Origin of the sequence: Qipengyuania nanhaisediminis (assembly GCF_045862805.1) — a bacterium.
Taxonomy (GTDB): Bacteria; Pseudomonadota; Alphaproteobacteria; order Sphingomonadales; family Sphingomonadaceae; genus Erythrobacter; species Erythrobacter nanhaisediminis_A.
On record NZ_AP025760.1, the window covers coordinates 917901 to 938872 of the forward strand.

Consider the following 20972-nt stretch of genomic DNA (forward strand, 5'->3'; position numbering starts at 1 on the left):
GTTTTGCGTGGCCAATTGTGCTAGCACCGCAAGCGGGGGAGGAACGCGGCGATGTATCAGTTGAATCTCGACAAGGCCTATTGCCCGGCCCAGGCCGACACCCGTTATGCCGAGCGCACGATCGGCGCGATATTGCGCGAACAGGCTGATACCCGGCCCGATTGCCTGGCCCTGCGTGAACTGACTGCCGATGGCCAGGTCGGACGCGAATGGACCTATGCCGAACTGCTCGCCGATGCGACACGCTGCGGGCGCGCTCTGGCCGCGCGTCATCCCGAGGGCACGCGGATCGCGATCATGGGCGGCAATTGCCCCGAATGGGTGCTGGTCCAGCTGGGCGCGGCGCTGGCGGGGCTGGTGCTGGTTACGGTCAACCCCTCCTTCCTCGCGCGCGAGGTGCGCTACGTGCTTGAACAATCGCGCGCGGGCGCGGTCTATTACCAGCCCAATGTCCGCACCAGCGCGCTGCGCCCGATCATCGACGAGGCGGCAGCCGGTCTTCCGGCATCGGATTTCCTGATCGACATCGAGGATGAAGGCGAGTTGTTTGCAGGCGAAGGCGACGGCGAACTGCGCGAAAGCGAGCCGCACGATATCTGCATGATCCAGTATACCAGCGGCACCACCGGCTTTCCCAAGGGCGCCTTGCTGCACCAGCACGGCCTCGTCCAGTCGAACAGCGACGTGTTCGAGCGCTGGGGGCTGGATGCGGGCAAGACGGTCCTGTGCCCCTTCCCGCTGTTCCACACCGCGGGCAGCGCGGTCTGCGTGCTCGGCGTGATCGCGCACGGCGCGACATTGATGCTGGTCTCGCTGTTCGACCCAGTAGCGGTCGCCAAGGCGATCGAGCGGGAAAAGCCCGAAGTGGTTGGCGGGGTGGCGACCATGATCTTCGCCATCATCGAGGCTGCCAAGGCGACCGGGACCGACCTGTCGGGCGTCGAGACCGTGGTCAGCGGCGGTGCGATGGTGCCCCCGGCCCTGAATCGCGCCGCGCAAGAGGCGTTCGGAGTGCCGATCCTGATCGTCTATGGCCAGACCGAGACCTCGCCCGCGATCACCGCCGCCTGGCCGACAGATAGCGGCGCGGACCTGACCGAGACGATCGGCCAGCCATGCAGCCACATGGAAGTGTCGATCCGCAGCCCGGCGGACAACAACCTGTGCGCGCCCGGTGAACAGGGCGAGATCTGCATGCGCGGCTACAACATGATGGCCGGATACAACGACAATCCCCAGGCCACCGCCGAGACCATCGACCAGGACGGCTGGCTGCATACCGGCGATCTCGGCAGCATGGATGCGCGCGGCTATGTCCGGATCACCGGGCGGGTGAAGGAGATGATCATCCGGGGCGGCGAAAACCTTTTCCCCGCCGAAATCGAGGCCGTGATGCTCGAACATCCCGCGATTGCCGAGGTTGCGGTCGCCGGCGTGCCGGATGAGAAATGGGGCGAGATCCCGGCGTGTTTCATGCGACTCGCCGATGGAGCCGAGCGGCCCGGTGACGATGCGCTCAAGGCGCATGTGCGCGAAAGGCTGTCACCGCAAAAGACGCCTTCGCACTGGGTGTGGCTGACCGAATTCCCGCTGACGGGATCGGGCAAGGTTCAGAAGTTCCAGCTCTCGGAGAATTTCGTGCGCGGCGATTACAAGCAGAGCTGACGCCTCACATCGCAAAGCCTTCGGGAAGGAACGGCTCCATAGGCCGCTCGGCCCCGGGCGTTCCGGCAACCAGCCATTCGGTCGCTGCTATCCCGACCGGCGAATAGGCGATGACCATCGAGACCGCGAAAACCGCGACGTATATTCCCAGCCCCCACCAATAGGCAGGGTGGACGCGGCCATGGCTGCGCTTGTCGGCGATCATCCCGATCACCGGCCAGAGGAAGGTGAGCGAAGTCAGGATCAGCCAGGCATTGGGTATCCACAAGGGCGCAGGCAATAGCCGGCCCAGCCCCGGCCCGGTCAGGATCGCAAAAGCGCACAGCATCAGCCGCCGGTGCCAGCCGGTATAACGGCGGCGGCGCAAGGCCCACCACGCCAGCCCGCCAAAGCACCACAGCACCATGACATTGCTCCACAGGAACTCGCTCTTGTGAAAGAAGAAGGGCCCGCCATTGCGCCGAGCCACCACCACCATGATCAGCGTTCCGGTCGCGACCATGGCCGGGATGAAGGCAAAAGCGAGCTTGCCGAGGCGCGCGTGCAAGGCCGTGTTGCCGGTATGAACCAGAAAGTGCTGCGCAAGGTAGAGCGCGACCCAGCCGAAGAAGATCGCCCCGTGCAAGTGATAGGGCCAGGGGACGGCGAAGGTCGAGCGGCCAAAGCCGAGCTGGACAGAGAACCCGGCAACGATCACCAGGCTCATCACAATTGCCATGACCAGGAAAAAGCGCGTGTCGGCCACTGCGCCCGTGCGCGATGTCGTTTCCGCCGCAGGCGCGGCCGAAGCCGTCTGTGTCGCAACCATCCGAAATGTCCCCCCGTTGCGCGGTAGATTATCGCGCACATTTCCAGGGTCAAGCCGCAGAAGCCATGTCCTGCGCCGAGGTCATGCCGCCTGCCAGATGCCTTCTTCGCTGACTGCGATCCCGCGTTTTTCGAGGTCGAGCAAGTGTGCTGTCACGCTCATTTCGGCAGCGCCGATCAGCCGCTCGTCAAGGCCCCTATACATGTCGGGAATGAACGCGGAGACCGGGCGGGGACGCTCGCGCATCAGGCGCAGGATCTGGTTCTCGCGCTGGCGGCGATGACCGATCATCCCGCGCACCAGCTGTTTCGGCTTCTCGATCGCGGCGCCGTGAGCCGAATGATAGCGCGTGTCATCGCGTGCCAGCAGCTTTTCGAGGCTCGCCATGTAATCGCCCATGTCGCCGTCGGGCGGGATGACGACGCTGGTCGACCAGCCCATCACGTGGTCGCCGGTGAACAGCGATCCGCTCTCCTCGAGCGCGAAGCACAGGTGATTGGAGGTGTGCCCGGGGGTTGCGAGGGCGGTCAGCGTCCATCCGGTCCCGCGCATCGCTTCGCCATCTTCGAGCACCCGGTCCGGCGCATAGGTGGGATCGAAAGCCTCGTCGGCGCGCGGGCCCGTCGTCTCGATCACCAGCGGCGCGCAGCCCACCACCGGCGCCCCGGTGCTCGCGGCAAGAGGGATGGCGGCGGGCGAGTGGTCGCGGTGGGTGTGCGTGCACATGATTGCGGTGACCGCGCGCTTGCCGATCGCGGCCTCGATCGCGTCGAGATGCTCGTCGCTGATGGGGCCGGGATCGATCACCGCGCAATCCGGCCCGTCAATGGGACCGACCACGTAGGTCTGGGTCCCGGTGAAAGTGTAGGGCGAGGGATTGGGCGCGAGCACGCGCAGCACCAGCGGTTCGACCTGGTCGGCGAGGCCCGTGGGCCAGGGCTTGGGCGGAATACGAGACATGGCCTTGCATATGGGGCGCGCCATGGCACATGTCACGGGGCTAACCCACGGAGAGCGAACGCATGGCCGATTTCATCCTCGTCCTCGACGAAGGCACCACCTCGACCCGCGCAATGCTGTTTGCCAGCGACGGTGTGATGGTCGCGAGCGCGCAGGAAGAGCTGACCCAGCATTACCCGCAGGCCGGCTGGGTCGAACACGATGCGCGCGAGATATGGGACAAGACGCTTGATTGCGCGAACGCTGTGATCCCCAAGGCCGGCGGCGCCGCGGCGATTGCCGGGATCGGCATCACCAATCAGCGCGAAACGGTCATCGCCTGGGACCGCGAAACGGGCGAGCCGCTGACCCGCGCGATCGTGTGGCAGGACCGGCGCACCGCACCGCAATGCGAAAAGCTGCGCGAGGAAGGGCACGAAGAAGAGATCCAGCGCCGGACCGGTCTTTTGTGCGATCCCTATTTCTCGGGCACCAAGATGCGGTGGATGCTCGACAACGTCCCCGCGGTAAAAACCGCTGCGGATGCAGGAACGCTGGCTTTCGGCACGGTCGAAAGCTGGCTGGTCTTCAAGCTCAGCGGCGGCGCGGCCCATGTCAGCGATGCCACCAATGCCAGCCGCACCATGCTGATGGACCTTCAAGGCGAGGGCTTCGATCCCGGGCTGTGCGAAATGCTCGACGTGCCTCACCGGGCCTTGCCTCAGGTGATCGACACGCAAGGGGCGCTGGCTGAGACCCAGAAAAGCCTGTTCGGCCGCGCAATCCCGATCACCGGGATAGCAGGTGACCAGCAGGCCGCGACCATCGGCCAGGCCTGCCTCGAACCGGGCGAGACCAAGGCGACTTTCGGCACCGGCGCCTTTGTCCTCACCAACCAGGGCGGGGACGTGCCGCGATCGGCCAATCGGCTTCTTTCGACTGTGCTCTGCCAGACCGGGGGCGAGCGGCAATACGCGATCGAAGGATCGGTCTTCGTCGCCGGCAGCCTCGTTCAGTGGCTGCGCGATTCGCTGGGCATAGTCGAGGTCGCACGCGAGACCGAGGCGCTGGCCCGGTCGATCTCCGATACAGGCGGGGTCACGATCGTCCCAGCCCTTGCGGGCCTCGGCGCTCCGCATTGGCGCGCCGAGGCGCGCGGGGTGATCACGGGGTTGAGCTTTGCCAGTGGCAAGGCCGAGCTCGCGCGCGCCGCGCTCGAGGCGATGGCGCACCAGGCCCACGACCTTGCAACCGCCTTTGCGGCCGACGGGACGCGCTGGCAGACGCTTCGCATCGATGGCGGGATGTCTGCCAATGACTGGATGGCGCAGGACCTTGCCGACATGCTCGACATCCCGGTCGAACGGCCCGATTTCGTCGAGACAACCGCTCTGGGCGCGGCGATGCTGGCGGCGACGGGAGCCGGGCTTTACGAAAGTCTTGCCGAGGCTGCCGAGAACATGCGCGGCGCGCGCCGCTGTTTCGAACCGGCAATGGACCGGAGCGCTCGCGACGAAAGGCTGGCGCGCTGGCACAAGGCGCTGGCCGCGGCCTGACCGCCGCTTCGTTCAGCCGAGATCGGAAAGCTTGCGCTGGAGCCGCGAATGGATCGCGCGCGCGGGCGATGCCATCGCGAAACCGCTGCGCCATGCCTCGTCGAGCCGCGCGATCCGGCGATGCAGGCGCTCGGTCTCGGCGATCAGTTCGCGGGTTTCAGGCTCGAGCACCGCGAGCGCACGCCGGTCGGAGCCGCGATCGGGCGGCAGGGTGCCATGGGTGCGCACCTGCGCTTCGGACAACTCGCCCGAGAAGAAGGCGCGCTGGTTGAGCAGCCAGGCGAGGACATGCATCATCCGCGTGGTGGTCTTCAGCCCTTCGGTCGACATTGCCAGCCGCTCGGTCGCGTCGGCCGCGATCTCGGCCTCGCGGGTGCCGATCGCGAACACCGCGCGCACGTCATCGGCCAGGATCAGCGCCTCGGAATAGAGCGCCTCGATGATCGGCTGCGAGAGGTTGGTCGTGCGTGACATTCATTCCCGGGCTAGGCCCGATTTGCGCACGGCGCTAGCTAGGCATGGTTACTATCCCGATATCAACCCGGCCCGTCCCGATCCGGCACATTTCAGTCTGTGAGCTAACGAAGCGCAGGGCGTGTTAAGTCCCTGTATGACGGCATGAAACCGGGCGTCAGGCGATGATGTCGGGAAGCAGGGTGTCCTCGATTAGCGCGATCTGATCTTTCAGCCGCAGCTTGCGTTTCTTGAGCCGGGCAATCTGCAACTGGTCGGTATAACCCGATGCCTGACCTGCTTCGCTCAAGGCGCTGATAGCCGCGTCGAGGTCGCGGTGTTCGCTGCGCAGCACTTCGAGGCGCTTGGTGAGCTCCTGCTCGTTCATTCGTGGCAAGCCTCGCTTTTGGCCGGATCGGTTCTGGCGCGCCAGCTTACCCGATTCGCGGCGCGCTGCACCCTCTTGGCATACGCACAATCACACAGGCAATCACGCCAGGCGGTGCGCGATCTGTCGCGATTTCGCCCTGCTGCGCCGTGAATTTGCGTGCCGGGGCTTTGCAAGAGGGCGGCTGTGTGGTCTGTTCCTTGTTCGCGGCCCGGCCGCTGATGCCGAGTCGCTCCCGCGGGGCTGTCCCCCGACACAGATAGGAGAACGCTTATGGCATCGTCCGCAGCATCATCACACGTGAATGCTCTCCAATCCAAACATGCAGGCCTCGAAGCCCGTCTCCGCGACGAAATGGCACGGCCTTCGCCCGATGCAGCGATGATCCAGGAACTCAAGAAACAGAAATTGAGGCTGAAAGAGGAGATCGGGCGAAGTTAGCCCGCTCCGCGCCAGCCAAACCCGCTGGCCGCAAGGGCCGCGCGAAGCGCGCGCGGCCCGATAGCGGCAAGAAGGCAGCCGGTCGTTCAAAGTGCGGAGAGAGCTTTGCTTTTGCCGCGCCAGTTGCCTAATTCCTCAACGACATGACAGCCGCCGCCTCCGCTCGCCAGATCCTTACCCGCCTCCACGAGGTCATGGCCTCGCGCCTGCACGCGCAGGGCAAGCTCGACCAGGTCGTCGAGATCATCGGCGAAAGCCTGTCGAGCGAGGTGTGCTCGATCTACCTGCTGCGCGAAGGCATGCTCGAACTGTTCGCCACCCGCGGACTCAACCCCGAAGCGGTGCACGTCACCCGCATGGCGGTGGGCGAGGGGCTGACCGGGACGATTGCCGACAATGTCGAGACGCTCAATCTCGCCGAGGCCAAGGCCCATCCCGATTTCCAGTATCGTCCCGAAACCGGCGAGGAGAAATTTCATTCCTTCGCCGGGGTTCCGATCGTCTATCGCGAACGCGCGGTCGGGGTCCTGTGCGTCCAGCACGTCGACCCGCGCCGCTATGAGGATGTCGAGATCGAGGCGCTTCAGACCACCGCGATGGTGTTGTCCGAACTGATCGCCAATGCCGATCTCGTCGACGAGGAAGAGGCGCTCGGGCTCGATGCCGCGCATTCGGGACCGCAGACGATCACCGGGCTGACGCTGGTCAAGGGGCTCGCGACCGGGATCGCCGCCTATCACCAGCCGCGCGTCCAGATCACCCAGGTCATGGCCGAGGATATCGAGGCCGAGCGCCAGCGTGTCTATCGCGCCTTCGACAAGATGCGCGAACAGATCGATGGCCTCGCCAACCAGGCCGAATTCGGTGTTGGCGGCGAACACGAGGAGGTGCTCGAGACCTACAAGATGTTCGCCTATGACGAGGGTTGGTCGCGGCGCATCAACGAGGCGATCGATTCCGGCCTCACCGCCGAGGCCGCGATCGAGCGGGTCCAGCAGCACACCCGCATGCGGATGCGCGAAATCGACGATCCGCTGCTCGCCGACCGGATGCACGATCTCGAGGACCTCGCCAACCGATTGCTGCGGATCGTCGCGGGCCAGATCGGCACCGCCGCGCAGCAGGGCTTGCGACAGGATACCATCCTGATCGCGCGCAATCTGGGCCCTGCCGAATTGCTCGAATATGACCGCCGGCGGCTCAAGGGCGTGATTCTCGAAGAAGGCTCGCTCACTGCGCACGTGGTGATTGTCGCGCGCGCAATGGGAGTGCCGGTGCTGGGCCGGGCCAATCACGGCAAGGGGGGGCTTCGCTCGGTCGTTCGCGACGGCGATGAAATCCTGCTCGATGCCACCGCGGCAAGCGCGGTCGTGCGGCCCGCCGCCCCGGTCGCCGAGGCGTTCGGGCGGCGTTTCGCCCGCTCCAAGGAAAAACAGGCCGCCTATGCCAAGCTGCGCGATGTCGAACCCTTCACCCGCTGCGGCACCCGCATCCAGGTGATGATGAATGCGGGGCTACGCGACGATATCTCCGCGCTCGCGCTTACCGGGGCCGACGGGGTCGGGCTGTTCCGCACCGAGTTCCAGTTCCTGGTCTCGGCCACGCTTCCGCAGCGCGAACGCCAGCTCAAGCTCTACCGCGACGTGCTCGACGCAGCGGGTGACAAACCGGTGGTCTTCCGCACGGTCGATATCGGCGGTGACAAGGCGGTGCCCTATCTGGCCAGCGAAATTGCCCGCAATGACGAAAACCCGGCAATGGGCTGGCGCGCGCTCCGGCTTGCGCTGACTCGCGAAGGGTTGATGAAGGCGCAGGCGCGCTCGCTTCTCGAAGCGGCGGCGGGCCGGTCGCTCCATGTCATGTTCCCGATGGTCTCTGAAGTGTGGGAATTCGACGCCGCCAAACAGGTGTTCGAGGAACAGCTCGCGTTCCTGCGCGCAAAGAAGAAGATGGTGCCCGAGCAGGTTCATTACGGCGCGATGCTCGAAGTGCCGGCGCTTGCCGAAGTGCTCGACCTGCTCCTCCCCAGGCTCTCCTTCATCTCGGTCGGCACCAACGACCTGACCCAGTTTCTCTTCGCCGCCGACCGTGCCAATCCCGCGCTTGCGCAGCGCTATGACTGGCTCTCGGTGGCGATCATGCGGTTCATGCGCCGGCTGGTCCAGGCAACCGTCGGCAGCAATGTCGAGATCGGCGTGTGCGGCGAGATGGGCGGTCGCAGGCTCGAGGCGCTGGCCCTGCTCGGCATCGGCTTCCGTCGACTGTCGATCACGCCGGCCGCGGTCGGCCCGATCAAGGAGCTGGTGCGCAAGGTCGATCTCGCCGAGATAGAGGCGGCGATGACCGGCTGGCTGTCCGATCCCTCGGTCAATCTGCGCGATGAATTGTCGCAATGGGCAAGCGACCGCGAAATCGAAACGGACTGACGCAGCGCGCTTCGGCAAGGCGCGCATCGCGGGCATTTCGCCGCGGGCGACGGGAATCGCAACTGGCATGTCTTGACTCGCGGTAAGCCGCGGGCCTTGATGCGAGCACATCACAGCATAACAGAACCACGAAAAGTGGGACGGGGTCATGGATAGCGAACAGGACAATACCGGCGAACACGCCACCGACCTGATGGAAACGGGACCGGCAAGCGCGGGCGACACCTTGCGCGCCGCACGCGAGAGCAAGAGGCTCGATCTCGAACACATCGCCGCCGAGACCCGGATCCCGGTCCGCCACCTCGAATCGATCGAGACCGGGGCCTTCGATGCCCTGCCATCGCGCACCTATGCGATCGGCTTTTCCAAGACCTATGCGCGCGCGGTCGGGCTCGATCCGGCAGAGATCGTCGACAAGGTCCGCGAGGAACTCGCCGATGGCCAGGCGCGCGCCACCGCCATGGCGGGCGGGATGGAGCCGGGCGATCCGGCCAAGCTGCCGACCGCCGGGCTTGCATGGTTCGGCGCTATTGCGGCGGTGATCCTCGCGGTCGGCGTGATCGTTTTCTACAACACTTATTTCGGTGCGGGCACGGGGCCTGCGTCACTGGTCGAAGACAATGCAACCGAACAGGCCGTGCAGGCCACGGGCGATGCAGCGGACGCCGAGCGGGCTGCCAGCGATGCGCCCTCGGCTGACGATCCTGTCGTTCTGACCGCGACCGGGGACGGGGCGTGGGTGCGCTTCTACGAAGATGGCGGCGAGATCCTCTACGAGGGCGTGATGGAGGCAGGCGACACTTTCGAAGTGCCCGAGGGCGCGGTCGATCCTAGGCTCAATACCGGCCGGCCCAATTTCCTCGAGATCACGATCGGCGGAGCGCCGGTCGCACCGATATCCGAAGAGATGGTCCCGGTTGCCGATGCCCGGGTCTCGGCCGAGGCGCTGCTCGCACGTGGCGAGGGCGAAAGCGAGGTCGCCGATGATGCCGAGAGCGCAGCGCCCGGCGGGCAGTGATCGCCCGCTGCCGCCCCGGTGTTCGCGGCCCGGCCCCACCATGCGGTCGCATTCCCCCGATTAGTGCGCATACCAACTCGACTTGGGCCCGCCTATTCGCCACAGATTCCGCTGCCATTCATGCGCGCCGTTGCACATGGCGCGCCCCGTTCGCATCAAGGGAGCCTGAAGCGCCATGACCCTTTTCCACCCCCTTCGTTCCGCCCGCACCACCATGCTCGGTGCCGTCCTGTCGGCAGCTGTCGTCGTCAGCGCGCCGGTGCCCGCATTCGCGCAGGATGACAGCGAGGCGCGCCTGCGCCGCGCCGAGGCCGAGATAAGGGCGCTGCAGCGCGCTGTATTCCCTGGAGGCGACGGGCGCTTTTTCGAGCCGCAGATCAGCGCTTCGGGATCGGCTGACAACCCGGCCACCACCCGCACGCCTTCGACCACTGCGGTGACCGATATTCTCGCCCGGCTCGACGCGGTCGAAATCCAGCTCCAGCGCCTGACCGCGCTGAGCGAGGAAAACACCAATTCCCTCGCCCTGCTCGCAGGGCGGGTGAGCGCGCTCGAAAGCGGCGGAACGATTGCGAACACCGCGGGCCAGGGTGCCGTGACCGCCGGTTCGCCCTCCGGCGCGACCCCGCAACCCTCGAACGAACCGGTCGCGACCGGTTCGAACCTCGCCGCGATGACCGGCGCCGCATCCGAGGACGATGACAGTAGCGATGTCGCGCAGCCTGCGGCCAACGGTCCCAGCGCCGAACGGCTGGCCGCGGTCCAGGCGATCACCAAGCCGCAGACCGATGATCCGGGCGATGACGAATATTCCTACGGGTTCCGGCTCTGGAATGCCGGTTTCTACCCCGAGGCCCGCCAGCAGCTCGCCGCCTTCGTCGAACAATATCCCGATCACCCGCAGATCACCTATGGTCGCAATCTGCTTGGCCGGGCCTTTCTCGACGATGGCATGCCCGAAGAAGCGGCGCGCTGGTTCCTGCGCAATTACCAGGCCGATCGCACCGCGCGGCGCGCGCCGGACAGCCTGCTCTTCCTTGCCGAGAGCATGATCGCGATGGGCGATACCCGCCGCGCCTGCATCGCGCTGGCCGAATTTGCAGAGACCTATCCCGCGATCGCGACCGGACGGCTTGCTGACCAATATCAGAGCAACCGTCGCAGGGTGACCTGCGAGGGCTAGGAGACCAGGCATCGATACGAGCGGTCATCGCGGATTGGACCCGGGCCGGATCGACCCGGACCTGATCGCGCGGTTCGAAGATGCGCTCGACCGCCTCTGGGTCGAGGAAGACAGCGAGGATGTCGCCGCGCGGCGGCTGGGCCTCGCGGTTTCGGGCGGGCCCGACAGCCTCGCCCTGCTGCTGCTTGCGGCAGCGGTGATCCCGGGACAGGTCGCGGTGTGCAGCATCGATCACGGCCTGCGCGAGGATGCCGCACGCGAGATCGCTTTGGTAGAGGCGGCCTGCGCTGCGCTCGCCGTGCCCTTCACCGCGCTCGCCGTGTCTCCGGGGCGCGGCAACCTCCAGGCAAAGGCGCGCGAGGCGCGCTATGCGGCGCTCGGCGAATGGGCGAGGCGCGAGGGGATCACCACCATCGCCACCGCGCACCATGCCGATGACCAGGCCGAAACGCTGCTGATGCGGCTTGCGCGCGGAAGCGGGCTGGCAGGGCTTGCCGGCGTGCGCGAGAGCACCTGTGTCCCGGGAAGCGATATCGGCCTCATTCGCCCGCTTCTGTGGGCGCGCAAGGGTGACCTCGAGGCGGCGGTGCACGCGGCCGGGCTCGAACCCGCGCGCGATCCGTCCAATGCCGACCCTGCCTTCGACCGCGTGCGCGTCCGCGAGCACTTGCGCGCACATGACTGGCTCGATGCAGAGGCGCTGGCAGCGAGCGCGGGCCACCTTGCCGAAGCCTTGCGCGCGATCGAATGGTATGCCGAGCAGGACTGGGAGGAGATGGTCACGCTCGAAGAGGCCTCAGACGAGGAGGCGGACGGCAGCGCGGCAAGGCCCGGCGGGCCGATCTATGTCTATTACGCCAATGTCCCGCGCATCGTGCAGATCGAGACCGTCTGCCGCATCGTTAGCGCAATGGGCGGGCGGGTCTCGCGCAGCGAGGCCGGGCGGGCAGCAGACCGCCTGTGGCGCGGCGAAAACGCCTCGCTCGGCGGGGTGCTCGCGGTCCCCGCAATCGAGAATGTCGCCGAGTTCGGAGGTATGATGCGGGTATGGCGGTTTCGGCAGGAACCGGCCCGCCGCACGCACTGACGCGCCCTTTTCGCCGCGCTTTGCGGCCCTGGTGTCAGGACAGGATACGGTCGCCCAACTCTATATATTTGCCGCGCGTGATCACCACCTTGTCGCCGCGCTTGGCAATCGCGAACAGCTTTTCGGCGAAGGGATCGGGCACGCCGATACAGCCGTGGCTGGCATAGCCGTTCATCACCGGCGATCCGTGGATCGCGATGCCATCCCAGGTCAGCCGCAGCGTCCAGGGCATCGGTGCATTGTTGTATTTCTCCGAGACATTGTCGCGTTCCTTGGTGAGGATCGGGAATGTGCCCAGCGGCGTGGGATGCGACTGGGTGCCCAGCAGCGCGACAGCGGTGCCGATTTCGTGCCCGTCGCGGAACACGCTGATCACGCGCGCATCGAGATCGACCGTCATGACGATCGGCCCGCTGGCAGGTGCGCGGCTTTCGTCCCAGAACCATTCGCCGTAACGGATCGTGCCCTCGATCGGCAGGATCGACTTGATCACGAAGGGATCATCGCTCGTGGCTGCCGGGACCGGCTGCACCTGCTCGCGCGCGATCATCCGTGTCGCGGGGCCGCGCGGAAGGGTTTCGGTGTCAGCGGTCACAGCCGCGTCGAGATCGCCCGGCAGCGCCTGCGTTTCGGCTTGCGCCGAATAGGGCTGCGGAAGGCTCGGATCGACCACCAGCGACGTGCCGAGCGTCGTCGGGTCGATCGCCTCGATCGCGTCGAGCGCCTCATCGGTTTCGGCCGCGACCTGTTCGGCCTCGTCGGCGATGTCATCGAATTCCGATTGCGCGGTGGCAAGGGTGGCGCCCCCGGCAAGGGCCGCGAGCCCGCAGGCGGCGATGAAGCGAATCTGTGAAAGTGCCATCTTGCGTAATCCTTGGGTGATGCGGGGCCATTATGCCGTGTGCGCGCCGCTTTCGCCAGTGGCGGCTGCGCGCGCGTCCCTGAGCGGTACGCGGTCCGGCAAAAGGTTAAGGCGATGTAGCGACCGGCCTAGCCATGCGCACCGAAACGGTTGGCGATCGCAACCGACAGCCTCAGCATCAATGCGTAGGCGCGCTCGATCGGGTCGATGAAGTCGCGCGCGATTGCGGCATAACCCTCGTTTCTGGTGTCGGGATAATCAGCCTGTTCGTCGAGCGCGAAATCGGCAGGCGAGGGGAAGTGAACCGGGAAGGCCCGCCGCAATTGGGCGAGCGCCTCCTCGATGCGAAGGCTGAACACCATTTCGAGCACGTCCTCGCGGCTGATATCGTTGGCGCGGCTGAACACCGGCACCGAGACGGCTTTCAGGAAGATGTGTTGCATCAATGCGAGCCGAAGCGATTGCGCCGCGCCGATCATCCGCCGGGTCTCCTGCGGGTTTTCAGGTGCATCGTCGCCGGGAAGATGTTCGAGCAGGCGGTGAAACTTGAGCGCATCGACCCGCAACTGCGAGGCGAGCCTGCGGAATACGCCTGAGCGATCGTCATTGGTGAGGTATTCCGCGAGCGTCTCGCAGGCGGGCGAGAGGTGCGGCTCGGTCCCGCGATAAGGGCGCGTGGCCCAATAGGCCGAATTGAACAATTCGCCATGCGCGGCGACGGTCTTGATGCTCGCCAAGGCGTTCGAAGCCCGTGCGAGCCGGAGCAATTGCCTCCCGCGCGCGCTGCTCGACAGGAGCTGGGCGATCTCTTCGTAATTGCCATCGGCCGCGCTGCCGATCCCGGCGATCACATTGACCGGGTAACCGAGCTGCTGGAGCACGGCATTGTGCGGTATGGCGCGGATCTGGCGCAGGTTCATGTCGCGGTCGGCGCGGATATCCGACTGCCGGCGCGAGACCCGGCTGCCGGTCGGGTTGAGCAGTCCCAGCCCGAAGGCAGTGACCGCGCGGGCATAGGTCTTGCTGCGCAGGTGACGGCGCTGGTGCGCGCGGACCGCGCGGTAGAAGTCGAGGCTCAGATCGGTGCGCTCGTAAATCGGGTCGTCGCATTCGGCACTGGCCTCGGGACTGTCGGTGATGATCCGCGTGAGCGTCGCGCGTGCGAGTTCCGGATTGGCGAACAGCAGGTAACCGTCGCCGCCCTGGAAGCTGACCTCCGGCTCGAGCGCGATATCGTGGCGCGCGAAGCGGCTGCGCGCCCAGGGGCTGAGCGGCCAGGTCAGCCGGTCGGCGAAACCCGAGGGATGCGCGCCGCGGCCCATGCTCTCGCCATGGGTGTTGAAGATCAGCGCGGCGACATCGGTCAGGCCATTGCGCTCCATCGCGCCTGCCAGCCGTCCCTGAAGCCGCTCGATCGCAAGGCTTGCCGGGATTTGTCCGACGAACCGCCCGGCATCGGAGAAACCGGTCTGGATACAGACCCGCCCGCGCCGGCGCGCATATTCGCGATATTGCTCTTCGGCGCACAAGGCATCGAGAAAGCGCCCGCCATGTTCGAGCGCGCTTTCGGTCTCGAACAGCGGCGACACATCGACCTTGTCCTCGATTCCGAATGCCCGGGCGAAATAGAGCGCGGCAAGGATGGTCGAGGGCTGTTCGCATTCGGCGATCAGCATGCGGATCGGCGTGTCTGCATCGATATGCGCAAGGATCTGCGCCATTGCGAGGAACTGCCGGGTCGCGGTCGAGCTTTCTATCGCGAGGCTGGCGAAATTGGTCTGCATGGGCGCAACTTCGGCCAGCATGCCGCGCAGCTTCGCCATCGCTCCCTTGCTGGCGAGATCGAGTCCCCGCGCATCGCCGAGATGGGTGCGGATCGCGTTGTGCAATTGCTTGGCGTTCACGCGGAAATGGACATGCGCCATGCCGAGCCCGTCGGCGCGCATTGCCGCTGCGAGCGTCTTGAGAGAGATCGCGCGCCGGGTGTCTGAAGCGCCGCGCGCCTCGTCTTCGAGCGCGGCGATCACCGGCCCGAGACGGGTCAGCTTGGCCGGATCGTCTGCGGTGAGACGGTTGGCCGCGCGCGAGAGTGCCTGCGGCTGCGACAGGTCGCCGGCAAAATCCTCGGCGCTTGCCGCTGCATGGGCAGCGGCCGCGCGCAAACGAGCAAGCTGTTCATGCCCGCTGTCGATAGCGGCAAGATCGTCGGCATAGCGGGTAAGCCGCTCGGCCTTTTCGCTGAGGCGGAACCGGATCGATGTCGACCAGGTAATATCGGTCCGCCCGTCCATGTCGTATCCGACCCAGGTCGCAAAGCGGAACGGCAGCGGCGCGCACTCCATCCACTCACCGGGAAAGGCGTGGGCCGCATGTTCGAGCGCCTCGCGCACGATCTGGCTGCGCGCATTCTGGGCATGGGCGATCGCACGCATCGCCTCGCCATGTTCGTGCTCGAGCGTGACCGCCGGTCGCTTGCCACTGGGCTGGCAGGCGTCACTGGGCATGTCCGACCCGCTCCTTGCGGCATCGGCGACAGCGCGCATATCGCCCGGGGTCAGCAGGAAGGTGGGGTGCGCGGTGAAGACCACGTGCATCCGGGGGCTTTCCCAGCGCGCGCGAAACGCGGCGAAATCGTTTGTCTTCGTCAAGAATTCACCGAGCGCGCTGCTGCCGTCATCCGGAGCAATCGGGGCGAGGAGGGACTGCAGCCGCCGGGCGCGCGCCTTGAGGCTCGCGCATTCGAGCTCCGCGACCAGCGCCTCGATTCCTTTGAGATCGGTGTCCCCGCCTTCGAGCGCGCGCGACAGGTCGAGCCCGAGCTGGAACACCGGGTTGAACAGCGGCGTTTCGCGGGTGCGCGCGTGCAGATCGTGCAAGCGATCGCTCAATTGGGCCACGGTCTCGAGCGCGAGCGTCATGCATCAATTCCTTCGATGAATTGCTGGGAATAGGCAGCCGCTGCTCCGAGCAGGCCGGGTTCGGGGTGGGTGATGAGCTTGACCGGAAGGCTCGCCATCAACGGTGCAAAGCGGCCCTTGGCGGCAAAGCGCGAGGCGAAGCCCGAGGCGATGATCGTCTCGCGGATGCGATAGCCGAGCCCGCCGGCAATCACGACGGCCCTTGCGCCCTGCGCGAGCGCAATATCGCCCGCGACCGATCCGAGGGCGAGGCAGAAGCGGTCGACGGCAGCCGCGGCAAGGCTGTCGCCGCCGTCTTCGGCAGAAGCGGTCCCGGCGGTCCAGATCGCGACATCGTCGAGTTCGCGCACCGCGCGCCCCTCGATCGCGGCCAGCGCCTGGTAGATATCGACGATGGCAGGGCCGGAGACGACGCGTTCGTCCGAAACGCGGGTGTGGCGCGCGCGCAGCCGCGCAAGGATCGCATCGTCGATCGCGTCGATCGGGGCAAAGTCGCCGTGTCCGCCTTCGGTCGCCTGCACCCGGTAGGACCCATCGGCACGGCGGTAGAAATAGGCGACGCCAAGGCCGGTACCCGGCCCCAGCACGCTGACCGTGCCTTGCGCGGGCAAGCCCTCCTCAGGGCCGGCGAGGTGCAGGAATTCGCTTGCAGGAGCGCGGGCGGCGGCATGGGCGACCGCTTCGAAATCGTTGACAATCCGGTGCCGGTCGCAGCCCAGCTTGCTCGCGATCAAAGGTGGGCGGATCATCCAGGGATTGTTGGTGAAGCGGATGATATCGGGCTTGATCGGCCCGGCCACAGCCATGGCCAGTTCGCCCGGAAGGTGTCCACCCTTGCGGCTTCGAAATTCCTCCCAGGCAGTCTGGAAACTGGCATAGGCGGCTGTTCGCAGCGTGACAGGCTCGTCGAGCGTGATGGTGCCGTCACCGGCGAGAGACGCGATCGCGAAACGCGCATGGGTGCCGCCGATATCGACCGTGACAATCTCCCGCTTCCCCCCCATCGCGCCTACAGCCCCGATGCTGCCAGCATGGCCGAACCGCCCTGTTCTGCGCCATCTGCCTGCGCCTGCATGATCCGGAACAATTCGCGGCCAACACCCCAGTGGACCAGGGGGTCGGGGACAGGCGTGCGGTTGTCGAGATCGGCGGTGGTGGCAAGCGTGCCGGTGCGTGCGCAAACGGTGACCATGTCGCCGTCGCGCAGGAGCGCGAGAGGTCCGCCGCCTTGTCCGCCGTCAAAAGCCTCGGGCGTGCAATGGATCGCGGCAGGCACCTTGCCGCTCGCACCCGACATGCGCCCGTCTGTCACCAGGGCGACCCGGTATCCGCGATCCTGGAGCACACCAAGCGGCGGGGTGAGCGAATGCAGCTCGGGCATGCCGTTGGCGCGCGGCCCCTGGAATCGCACCACCACCACCACGTCGCGGTCGAGTTCGCCCGCGGCAAAGGCAGCGGCGACGCTTTGCTGGTCTCCGAACACCCGGCACGGCGCCTCGATCGTCCAGCGGCTTTGATCGACCGCCGAGGACTTGAAGCAGGCGCGGCCCAGATTGCCGGAAAGCAGCCGCATCCCGCCATCGGGCTGGAAAGGGCTTTCGACAGGGCGCAGCATGGTGTCATCGCGGCTTTCACGGGCAGGCGACCAGGCGAGCGCCTCGTCTTCCCACACCGGGGCGCGCGCATAGGCATCGAACCCTTCGTCCCAGACCGTGAGGATGTCCCGGTGGGCAAGCCCTGCATTGCACAATTCGCCGATAACATAGCCCATGCCGCCCGCCGCGTGGAACTGGTTCACATCGCCTGATCCGTTGGGATAGACCCGTGCGAGCAGCGGCACGGCGCTCGACAATTCGGCCATGTCGCTCCAGTCGATCGCAATTCCCGCTGCGCGTGCCATGGCCGGAATGTGGATTGCGTGATTGGTCGAACCCCCGGTCGCGAGCAGCCCGACGACCGCGTTGACGATCGCCTTTTCGTCGACCACCTGGGCAAGGGTTCGCGTGGTGGTGCCGGACAGTTCGGCCAGCCGGTGAACCGCCGCCCGGTCGAGCGCCTGGCGCAGCTTGGTGCCCGGCTGGATGAACGCGCTGCCCGGCACGTGCAGCCCCATCATCTCCATCATCATCTGGTTGGAATTGGCGGTGCCGTAGAAGGTGCAGGTGCCCGGCGAATGGTAACTGGCCAGCTCGCTCTCGAGCAGCGTGTCGCGCCCGACTTCGCCGCTGGCATATTTCTGGCGGGTTTCCTGTTTCTGCTTGTTGGAAATCCCGCTCGGCATCGGGCCCGAGGGGACGAAGATTGCGGGCAGATGGCCAAACCGCAGCGCACCCATCATCAGGCCCGGCACGATCTTGTCGCATATGCCGAGACAGGCGATCGCGTCATACATCTGGTGGCTGAGAGCGATGCCGGTCGCCAGCGCGATCGTGTCGCGGCTGAAGAGCGAAAGCTCCATACCGTCTTCGCCCTGGGTCACGCCGTCGCACATCGCCGGAGTTCCGCCCGCGACCTGGGCGGTGGCGCCGACTTCGCGGGCATGGATCTTCATGCGGTCGGGATAGCGGCCATAGGGCTGGTGCGCGGACAGCATGTCGTTGTAGCTGGTGACGATCCCGATATTGGGGCCGCGTCCTTCCTTGAGCGCTTCCTGGTCCTCAAGCGCGCCGGCAAAGGCATGGGCGAGCACGGAGCACGAGACCTGGCTGCGCTCGGGCCGACGGTCGGCCTCGCGTTGCATGAGGTCGAGATAGGCCCTGCGGCTGTCGCGCGAATTTTCGATCACGCGCTGCGTGACGCGGTGAAGCGTGTCGTGCAGTTCACTCATGCCAGCTTACCCCGTCGCGTTCGGCCAGCGCGATCGCCGCGCTCGGCCCCCAGCTGCCCGCTGTGTAGGTCTTGGGGGTGACCCCGTCGGCTTCCCATGCGGCGCGGATCGCGTCGATCCAGTGCCATTGCGCCTCGACCTCGTCGCGGCGCACGAACAGCGTCTGGTCGCCCTTGATAAGGTCGAGGAGCAGGCGTTCGTAGGCTATCCGCCGCTCGGCTTCGGCAAAGGCATCGGGCATGGCGATCTGGAGCGGCACTTCACGCAGCCTCACGCCGCCTTCGTCGAGCCCGGGAACCTTGGCCATCAGCGAAAGGGTGATGTTCTCTTCCGGCTGGATCTCGATGAGCAGGCTGTTGGGCTGGAGCCCGGCCGCCGCCGTGTTCGAGCGGCCTTCGAAAATCGAATGGGGGACGCAGCGGAACTGGACGAAGATCTCGGTCACGCGCTCGGGCATCCGCTTGCCGGTGCGAAGGTAGAAGGGCACGCCCTTCCAGCGCCAGTTGTCGACATGCGCCTTGATCGCGGCAAAGGTCTCGGTGTCCGACGCCTTGCCCAGTTCCTCGTCATAGCCGGGCACCGCCTGGCCCTCGACCGCCCCGGCGCGATATTGGCCGGTCACGGTCTCGCTCGCCTTGGCCGGGCGCAAGGCGCGCAAAACCTTGACCTTTTCATCGCGCACCGCGGTCGCATCGAAGCTGGTCGGCGGTTCCATCGCGACGAGCGCGAGCAATTGCAGCATGTGGTTCTGGACCATGTCGCGCAGCGCGCCGGCATCGTCATAAAAACTCACGCGACCCTCGAGCCCCACAGTTTCGGCGACGGTGATCTGGACGTGCTCGATCACGTTGGAATTCCAGATCGGTTCGAACAGGATATTGGCAAAGCGCAGGGCGAGCAGGTTCTGGACCGTTTCCTTGCCCAGATAATGGTCGATCCGGAAAATCCGGTCCTCGGGAAAGGCCGCGGCGACCGCGTCATTGATCGCGGCCGAGCTTTCAAGGTCGGTGCCGAGCGGCTTTTCGAGGCACATGCGGACATTCTCGCCCGTCATTCCCGCGTGCTGAAGCCCTGCAATGGTAGGCCCGAAGAGACTGGGCGCGGTCGACAGGAATATCGCGAGCCCGCCATCTGCCTTGCCACTTGCATTGACCTTTTCCGCGAGCGCATCAAAGCCCTCGATCGTCGTGGCATCGAGCGTCTGATAGGAGAGGCGGTTAAGGAATGTCGCCATGCTTCCGCGCCTTTGCGCGGGCAGGAATTTCTCAAGTGCCGCGCGCGCCATCTGGCGAAATTCGCCGTCATCGAGTTCGCTGCGAGCCGTGCCGATGATGGTAAGGTCTTCGGGCAGCAGGCCGTCGGCACACAGCGCGCACAGGCTTGGCAAAAGCTTGCGACGGGCAAGATCCCCGGTAGCCCCGAACAAGAGCAGGCGGTCCGCGGTGAATTGAGTCATCGGCACTCCCGGTATCGCGCATGCCGCGCAATTGTGAACGTTATCAACGCGCATTGTTGCAGACAATGTGACGCTGTGAAAGGGGGTAGCGATATGATCGAATGGCTGCAATCGCAGCCTTGCTGCGCGCGGGCCAAGAAGGACTTTAGTCGCAGGTATTTACCGCGATCTTCGAATAGTCGAACTGCATCGCGCCGAAGCTGGTGACGAATGAGACGTCGGCGGCATCGCGACCCACACCGATCAGCGCGGCATTGGCAAGATCGGCCATGCCGGTCGCATCGACCGGTTGCCAGGTGCCCCCGGTCCCCTCCGGATCGGCAAGGAAAACCTGCGCGATCGCGTGGAAATCCTGCGGATCGACCCCCGGCGCATAGCAGGCGACATAGCGGGCAGGGATGGTCGATGCGCGCGCCAGGGTTACCAGGACATGCGCGTAATCGCGGCAAATGCCCTGTCGCTTGACGAAGCTGTCGGTCGCGGTGGTTGTCGCGTTGGACGAACCCGGGACGTAATCGAAATGGTCGCTGATCCAGTCACGGATTGCGGCGATCCGCGCCCCGCCTTCGGTGCCCGAGAATTCCGCCTCGACCAGGCTCTGGAACTCGTCGGCGCGGCAATAGCGCGAATCCATCAGATACTGGACCGTTTCTCCCGGCAAATCGTGCGGAAGCAGCGCGTCGAGCGTATCAAGCGGGCATAGCTGGCGATGCGGCGCGACCTCGGCCTCGTATTCGACCCGGACCTGGCCTTCAGCGTTCAGCCAGATCCGTTCGCCGATATTGTCCTGCGCCGCAATCCGGGCGAAATGCGCGGTATCGGTGATGTCGCAGCGCGCGGACAGTACGTCCTGTTCGGGCAGTGACGCCACTTCGAACTGCAGCAGCGCCGAAGTCGGCTGCTTGCAGGTGAAACCGAACTGGGTGTGAATCTTGACGCTCATTT

General features: G+C 65.9%; 17 protein-coding genes. 7 read left to right on the top strand and 10 right to left on the bottom strand.

Annotated features, from left to right (window positions below):
- Positions 1 to 51 precede the first annotated feature (51 nt).
- On the top strand, positions 52 to 1665 hold the full coding sequence (locus ACKTSM_RS04425; protein ID WP_407875916.1) for a class I adenylate-forming enzyme family protein: 1614 nt from the start codon (positions 52 to 54) through the stop codon (positions 1663 to 1665).
- A gap of 4 nt (positions 1666 to 1669) precedes the next feature.
- Here the strand turns inward: ACKTSM_RS04425 and ACKTSM_RS04430 are convergent, their stop codons facing one another.
- Together ACKTSM_RS04430 and ACKTSM_RS04435 are read right to left on the bottom strand one after the other, a co-directional pair.
- Entirely contained in the window at positions 1670 to 2473 is an 804-nt protein-coding gene (locus tag ACKTSM_RS04430) for a hypothetical protein (protein ID WP_407875917.1), read from the bottom strand.
- Positions 2474 to 2554: 81 nt separating this feature from the next.
- Entirely contained in the window at positions 2555 to 3433 is an 879-nt protein-coding gene (locus tag ACKTSM_RS04435; RefSeq protein ID WP_407875918.1) for an MBL fold metallo-hydrolase, read from the bottom strand.
- A gap of 62 nt (positions 3434 to 3495) precedes the next feature.
- On the opposite strand from ACKTSM_RS04435, the gene glpK reads away from it, so the two are divergent.
- The gene (glpK, locus tag ACKTSM_RS04440; RefSeq protein ID WP_407875919.1) at positions 3496 to 4968 is read left to right on the top strand and encodes a glycerol kinase GlpK; all 1473 of its coding nucleotides are present in this window, start codon (positions 3496 to 3498) and stop codon (positions 4966 to 4968) included.
- 12 nt (positions 4969 to 4980) lie between these two features.
- On the opposite strand, the gene ACKTSM_RS04445 is transcribed toward glpK, so the two are convergent.
- Positions 4981 to 5442 (bottom strand): DUF1465 family protein, encoded by a 462-nt coding sequence (locus tag ACKTSM_RS04445; protein ID WP_407875920.1) that lies wholly within the window; start codon positions 5440 to 5442, stop codon positions 4981 to 4983.
- 157 nt (positions 5443 to 5599) lie between these two features.
- Positions 5600 to 5809, bottom strand: a complete 210-nt coding sequence (locus tag ACKTSM_RS04450; protein WP_407875921.1) for a YdcH family protein — start codon at positions 5807 to 5809, stop codon at positions 5600 to 5602.
- A gap of 273 nt (positions 5810 to 6082) precedes the next feature.
- Between ACKTSM_RS04450 and ACKTSM_RS04455 the strand changes: the two genes are divergently transcribed.
- The 5 genes from ACKTSM_RS04455 (at position 6083) to tilS (ending at position 11964) form a co-directional block, all read left to right on the top strand.
- Positions 6083 to 6250, top strand: coding sequence for a YdcH family protein (locus ACKTSM_RS04455; protein ID WP_407875922.1), 168 nt, complete (start codon positions 6083 to 6085; stop codon positions 6248 to 6250).
- A 143-nt stretch (positions 6251 to 6393) separates the two neighbouring features.
- On the top strand, positions 6394 to 8676 hold the full coding sequence (gene ptsP, locus ACKTSM_RS04460; RefSeq protein WP_407875923.1) for a phosphoenolpyruvate--protein phosphotransferase: 2283 nt from the start codon (positions 6394 to 6396) through the stop codon (positions 8674 to 8676).
- Positions 8677 to 8824: 148 nt separating this feature from the next.
- Positions 8825 to 9694 carry a helix-turn-helix domain-containing protein gene (locus ACKTSM_RS04465; RefSeq protein WP_407875924.1) on the top strand — a complete coding sequence of 290 codons (870 nt, stop codon included), beginning with the start codon at positions 8825 to 8827 and terminating at the stop codon, positions 9692 to 9694.
- A 175-nt stretch (positions 9695 to 9869) separates the two neighbouring features.
- A complete protein-coding gene (locus ACKTSM_RS04470) occupies positions 9870 to 10877 on the top strand; it encodes a tetratricopeptide repeat protein (protein ID WP_407875925.1) in 1008 nt (335 codons plus the stop codon).
- A 34-nt stretch (positions 10878 to 10911) separates the two neighbouring features.
- Positions 10912 to 11964: a tRNA lysidine(34) synthetase TilS gene (gene tilS / locus ACKTSM_RS04475; RefSeq protein ID WP_407875926.1), complete on the top strand. Its 1053-nt coding sequence runs from the start codon at positions 10912 to 10914 to the stop codon at positions 11962 to 11964.
- 34 nt (positions 11965 to 11998) lie between these two features.
- Here the strand turns inward: tilS and ACKTSM_RS04480 are convergent, their stop codons facing one another.
- From ACKTSM_RS04480 to ACKTSM_RS04505, 6 genes are all read right to left on the bottom strand, one after another.
- Positions 11999 to 12826: a L,D-transpeptidase family protein gene (locus tag ACKTSM_RS04480; RefSeq protein WP_407875927.1), complete on the bottom strand. Its 828-nt coding sequence runs from the start codon at positions 12824 to 12826 to the stop codon at positions 11999 to 12001.
- A gap of 128 nt (positions 12827 to 12954) precedes the next feature.
- Positions 12955 to 15744, bottom strand: coding sequence for a phosphoenolpyruvate carboxylase (locus ACKTSM_RS04485; RefSeq protein ID WP_407875928.1), 2790 nt, complete (start codon positions 15742 to 15744; stop codon positions 12955 to 12957).
- Positions 15741 to 16748, bottom strand: a complete 1008-nt coding sequence (locus ACKTSM_RS04490; protein WP_407875929.1) for a glucokinase — start codon at positions 16746 to 16748, stop codon at positions 15741 to 15743. The genes ACKTSM_RS04485 and ACKTSM_RS04490 overlap by 4 nt, the downstream gene beginning before the upstream one ends.
- 5 nt (positions 16749 to 16753) lie before the next feature.
- Positions 16754 to 18571: a phosphogluconate dehydratase gene (edd, locus tag ACKTSM_RS04495; RefSeq protein WP_407875930.1), complete on the bottom strand. Its 1818-nt coding sequence runs from the start codon at positions 18569 to 18571 to the stop codon at positions 16754 to 16756.
- On the bottom strand, positions 18564 to 20027 hold the full coding sequence (zwf, locus tag ACKTSM_RS04500) for a glucose-6-phosphate dehydrogenase (RefSeq protein WP_407875931.1): 1464 nt from the start codon (positions 20025 to 20027) through the stop codon (positions 18564 to 18566). Before zwf ends, edd begins: the two co-directional genes overlap by 8 nt.
- A 145-nt stretch (positions 20028 to 20172) precedes the next feature.
- Positions 20173 to 20970, bottom strand: coding sequence for a transglutaminase-like domain-containing protein (locus ACKTSM_RS04505; RefSeq protein ID WP_407875932.1), 798 nt, complete (start codon positions 20968 to 20970; stop codon positions 20173 to 20175).
- Positions 20971 to 20972: the final 2 nt, after the last annotated feature.

What these genes read in the sequence shown, in the direction of transcription:
- ACKTSM_RS04485 (WP_407875928.1), bottom strand. Translation starts at nt 15,744, where the DNA reads ATGACGCTCGCGCTCGAGACCGTGGCCCAATTGAGCGATCGCTTGCAC.
- zwf (WP_407875931.1), bottom strand. Translation starts at nt 20,027, where the DNA reads ATGACTCAATTCACCGCGGACCGCCTGCTCTTGTTCGGGGCTACCGGG.
- ACKTSM_RS04470 (WP_407875925.1), top strand. Translation starts at nt 9,870, where the DNA reads ATGACCCTTTTCCACCCCCTTCGTTCCGCCCGCACCACCATGCTCGGT.
- ACKTSM_RS04455 (WP_407875922.1), top strand. Translation starts at nt 6,083, where the DNA reads ATGGCATCGTCCGCAGCATCATCACACGTGAATGCTCTCCAATCCAAA.
- ACKTSM_RS04480 (WP_407875927.1), bottom strand. Translation starts at nt 12,826, where the DNA reads ATGGCACTTTCACAGATTCGCTTCATCGCCGCCTGCGGGCTCGCGGCC.
- ACKTSM_RS04465 (WP_407875924.1), top strand. Translation starts at nt 8,825, where the DNA reads ATGGATAGCGAACAGGACAATACCGGCGAACACGCCACCGACCTGATG.
- glpK (WP_407875919.1), top strand. Translation starts at nt 3,496, where the DNA reads ATGGCCGATTTCATCCTCGTCCTCGACGAAGGCACCACCTCGACCCGC.
- ACKTSM_RS04505 (WP_407875932.1), bottom strand. Translation starts at nt 20,970, where the DNA reads ATGAGCGTCAAGATTCACACCCAGTTCGGTTTCACCTGCAAGCAGCCG.
- ACKTSM_RS04450 (WP_407875921.1), bottom strand. Translation starts at nt 5,809, where the DNA reads ATGAACGAGCAGGAGCTCACCAAGCGCCTCGAAGTGCTGCGCAGCGAA.
- ACKTSM_RS04435 (WP_407875918.1), bottom strand. Translation starts at nt 3,433, where the DNA reads ATGTCTCGTATTCCGCCCAAGCCCTGGCCCACGGGCCTCGCCGACCAG.
- ACKTSM_RS04425 (WP_407875916.1), top strand. Translation starts at nt 52, where the DNA reads ATGTATCAGTTGAATCTCGACAAGGCCTATTGCCCGGCCCAGGCCGAC.
- ptsP (WP_407875923.1), top strand. Translation starts at nt 6,394, where the DNA reads ATGACAGCCGCCGCCTCCGCTCGCCAGATCCTTACCCGCCTCCACGAG.
- ACKTSM_RS04445 (WP_407875920.1), bottom strand. Translation starts at nt 5,442, where the DNA reads ATGTCACGCACGACCAACCTCTCGCAGCCGATCATCGAGGCGCTCTAT.
- ACKTSM_RS04490 (WP_407875929.1), bottom strand. Translation starts at nt 16,748, where the DNA reads ATGGGGGGGAAGCGGGAGATTGTCACGGTCGATATCGGCGGCACCCAT.
- ACKTSM_RS04430 (WP_407875917.1), bottom strand. Translation starts at nt 2,473, where the DNA reads ATGGTTGCGACACAGACGGCTTCGGCCGCGCCTGCGGCGGAAACGACA.
- edd (WP_407875930.1), bottom strand. Translation starts at nt 18,571, where the DNA reads ATGAGTGAACTGCACGACACGCTTCACCGCGTCACGCAGCGCGTGATC.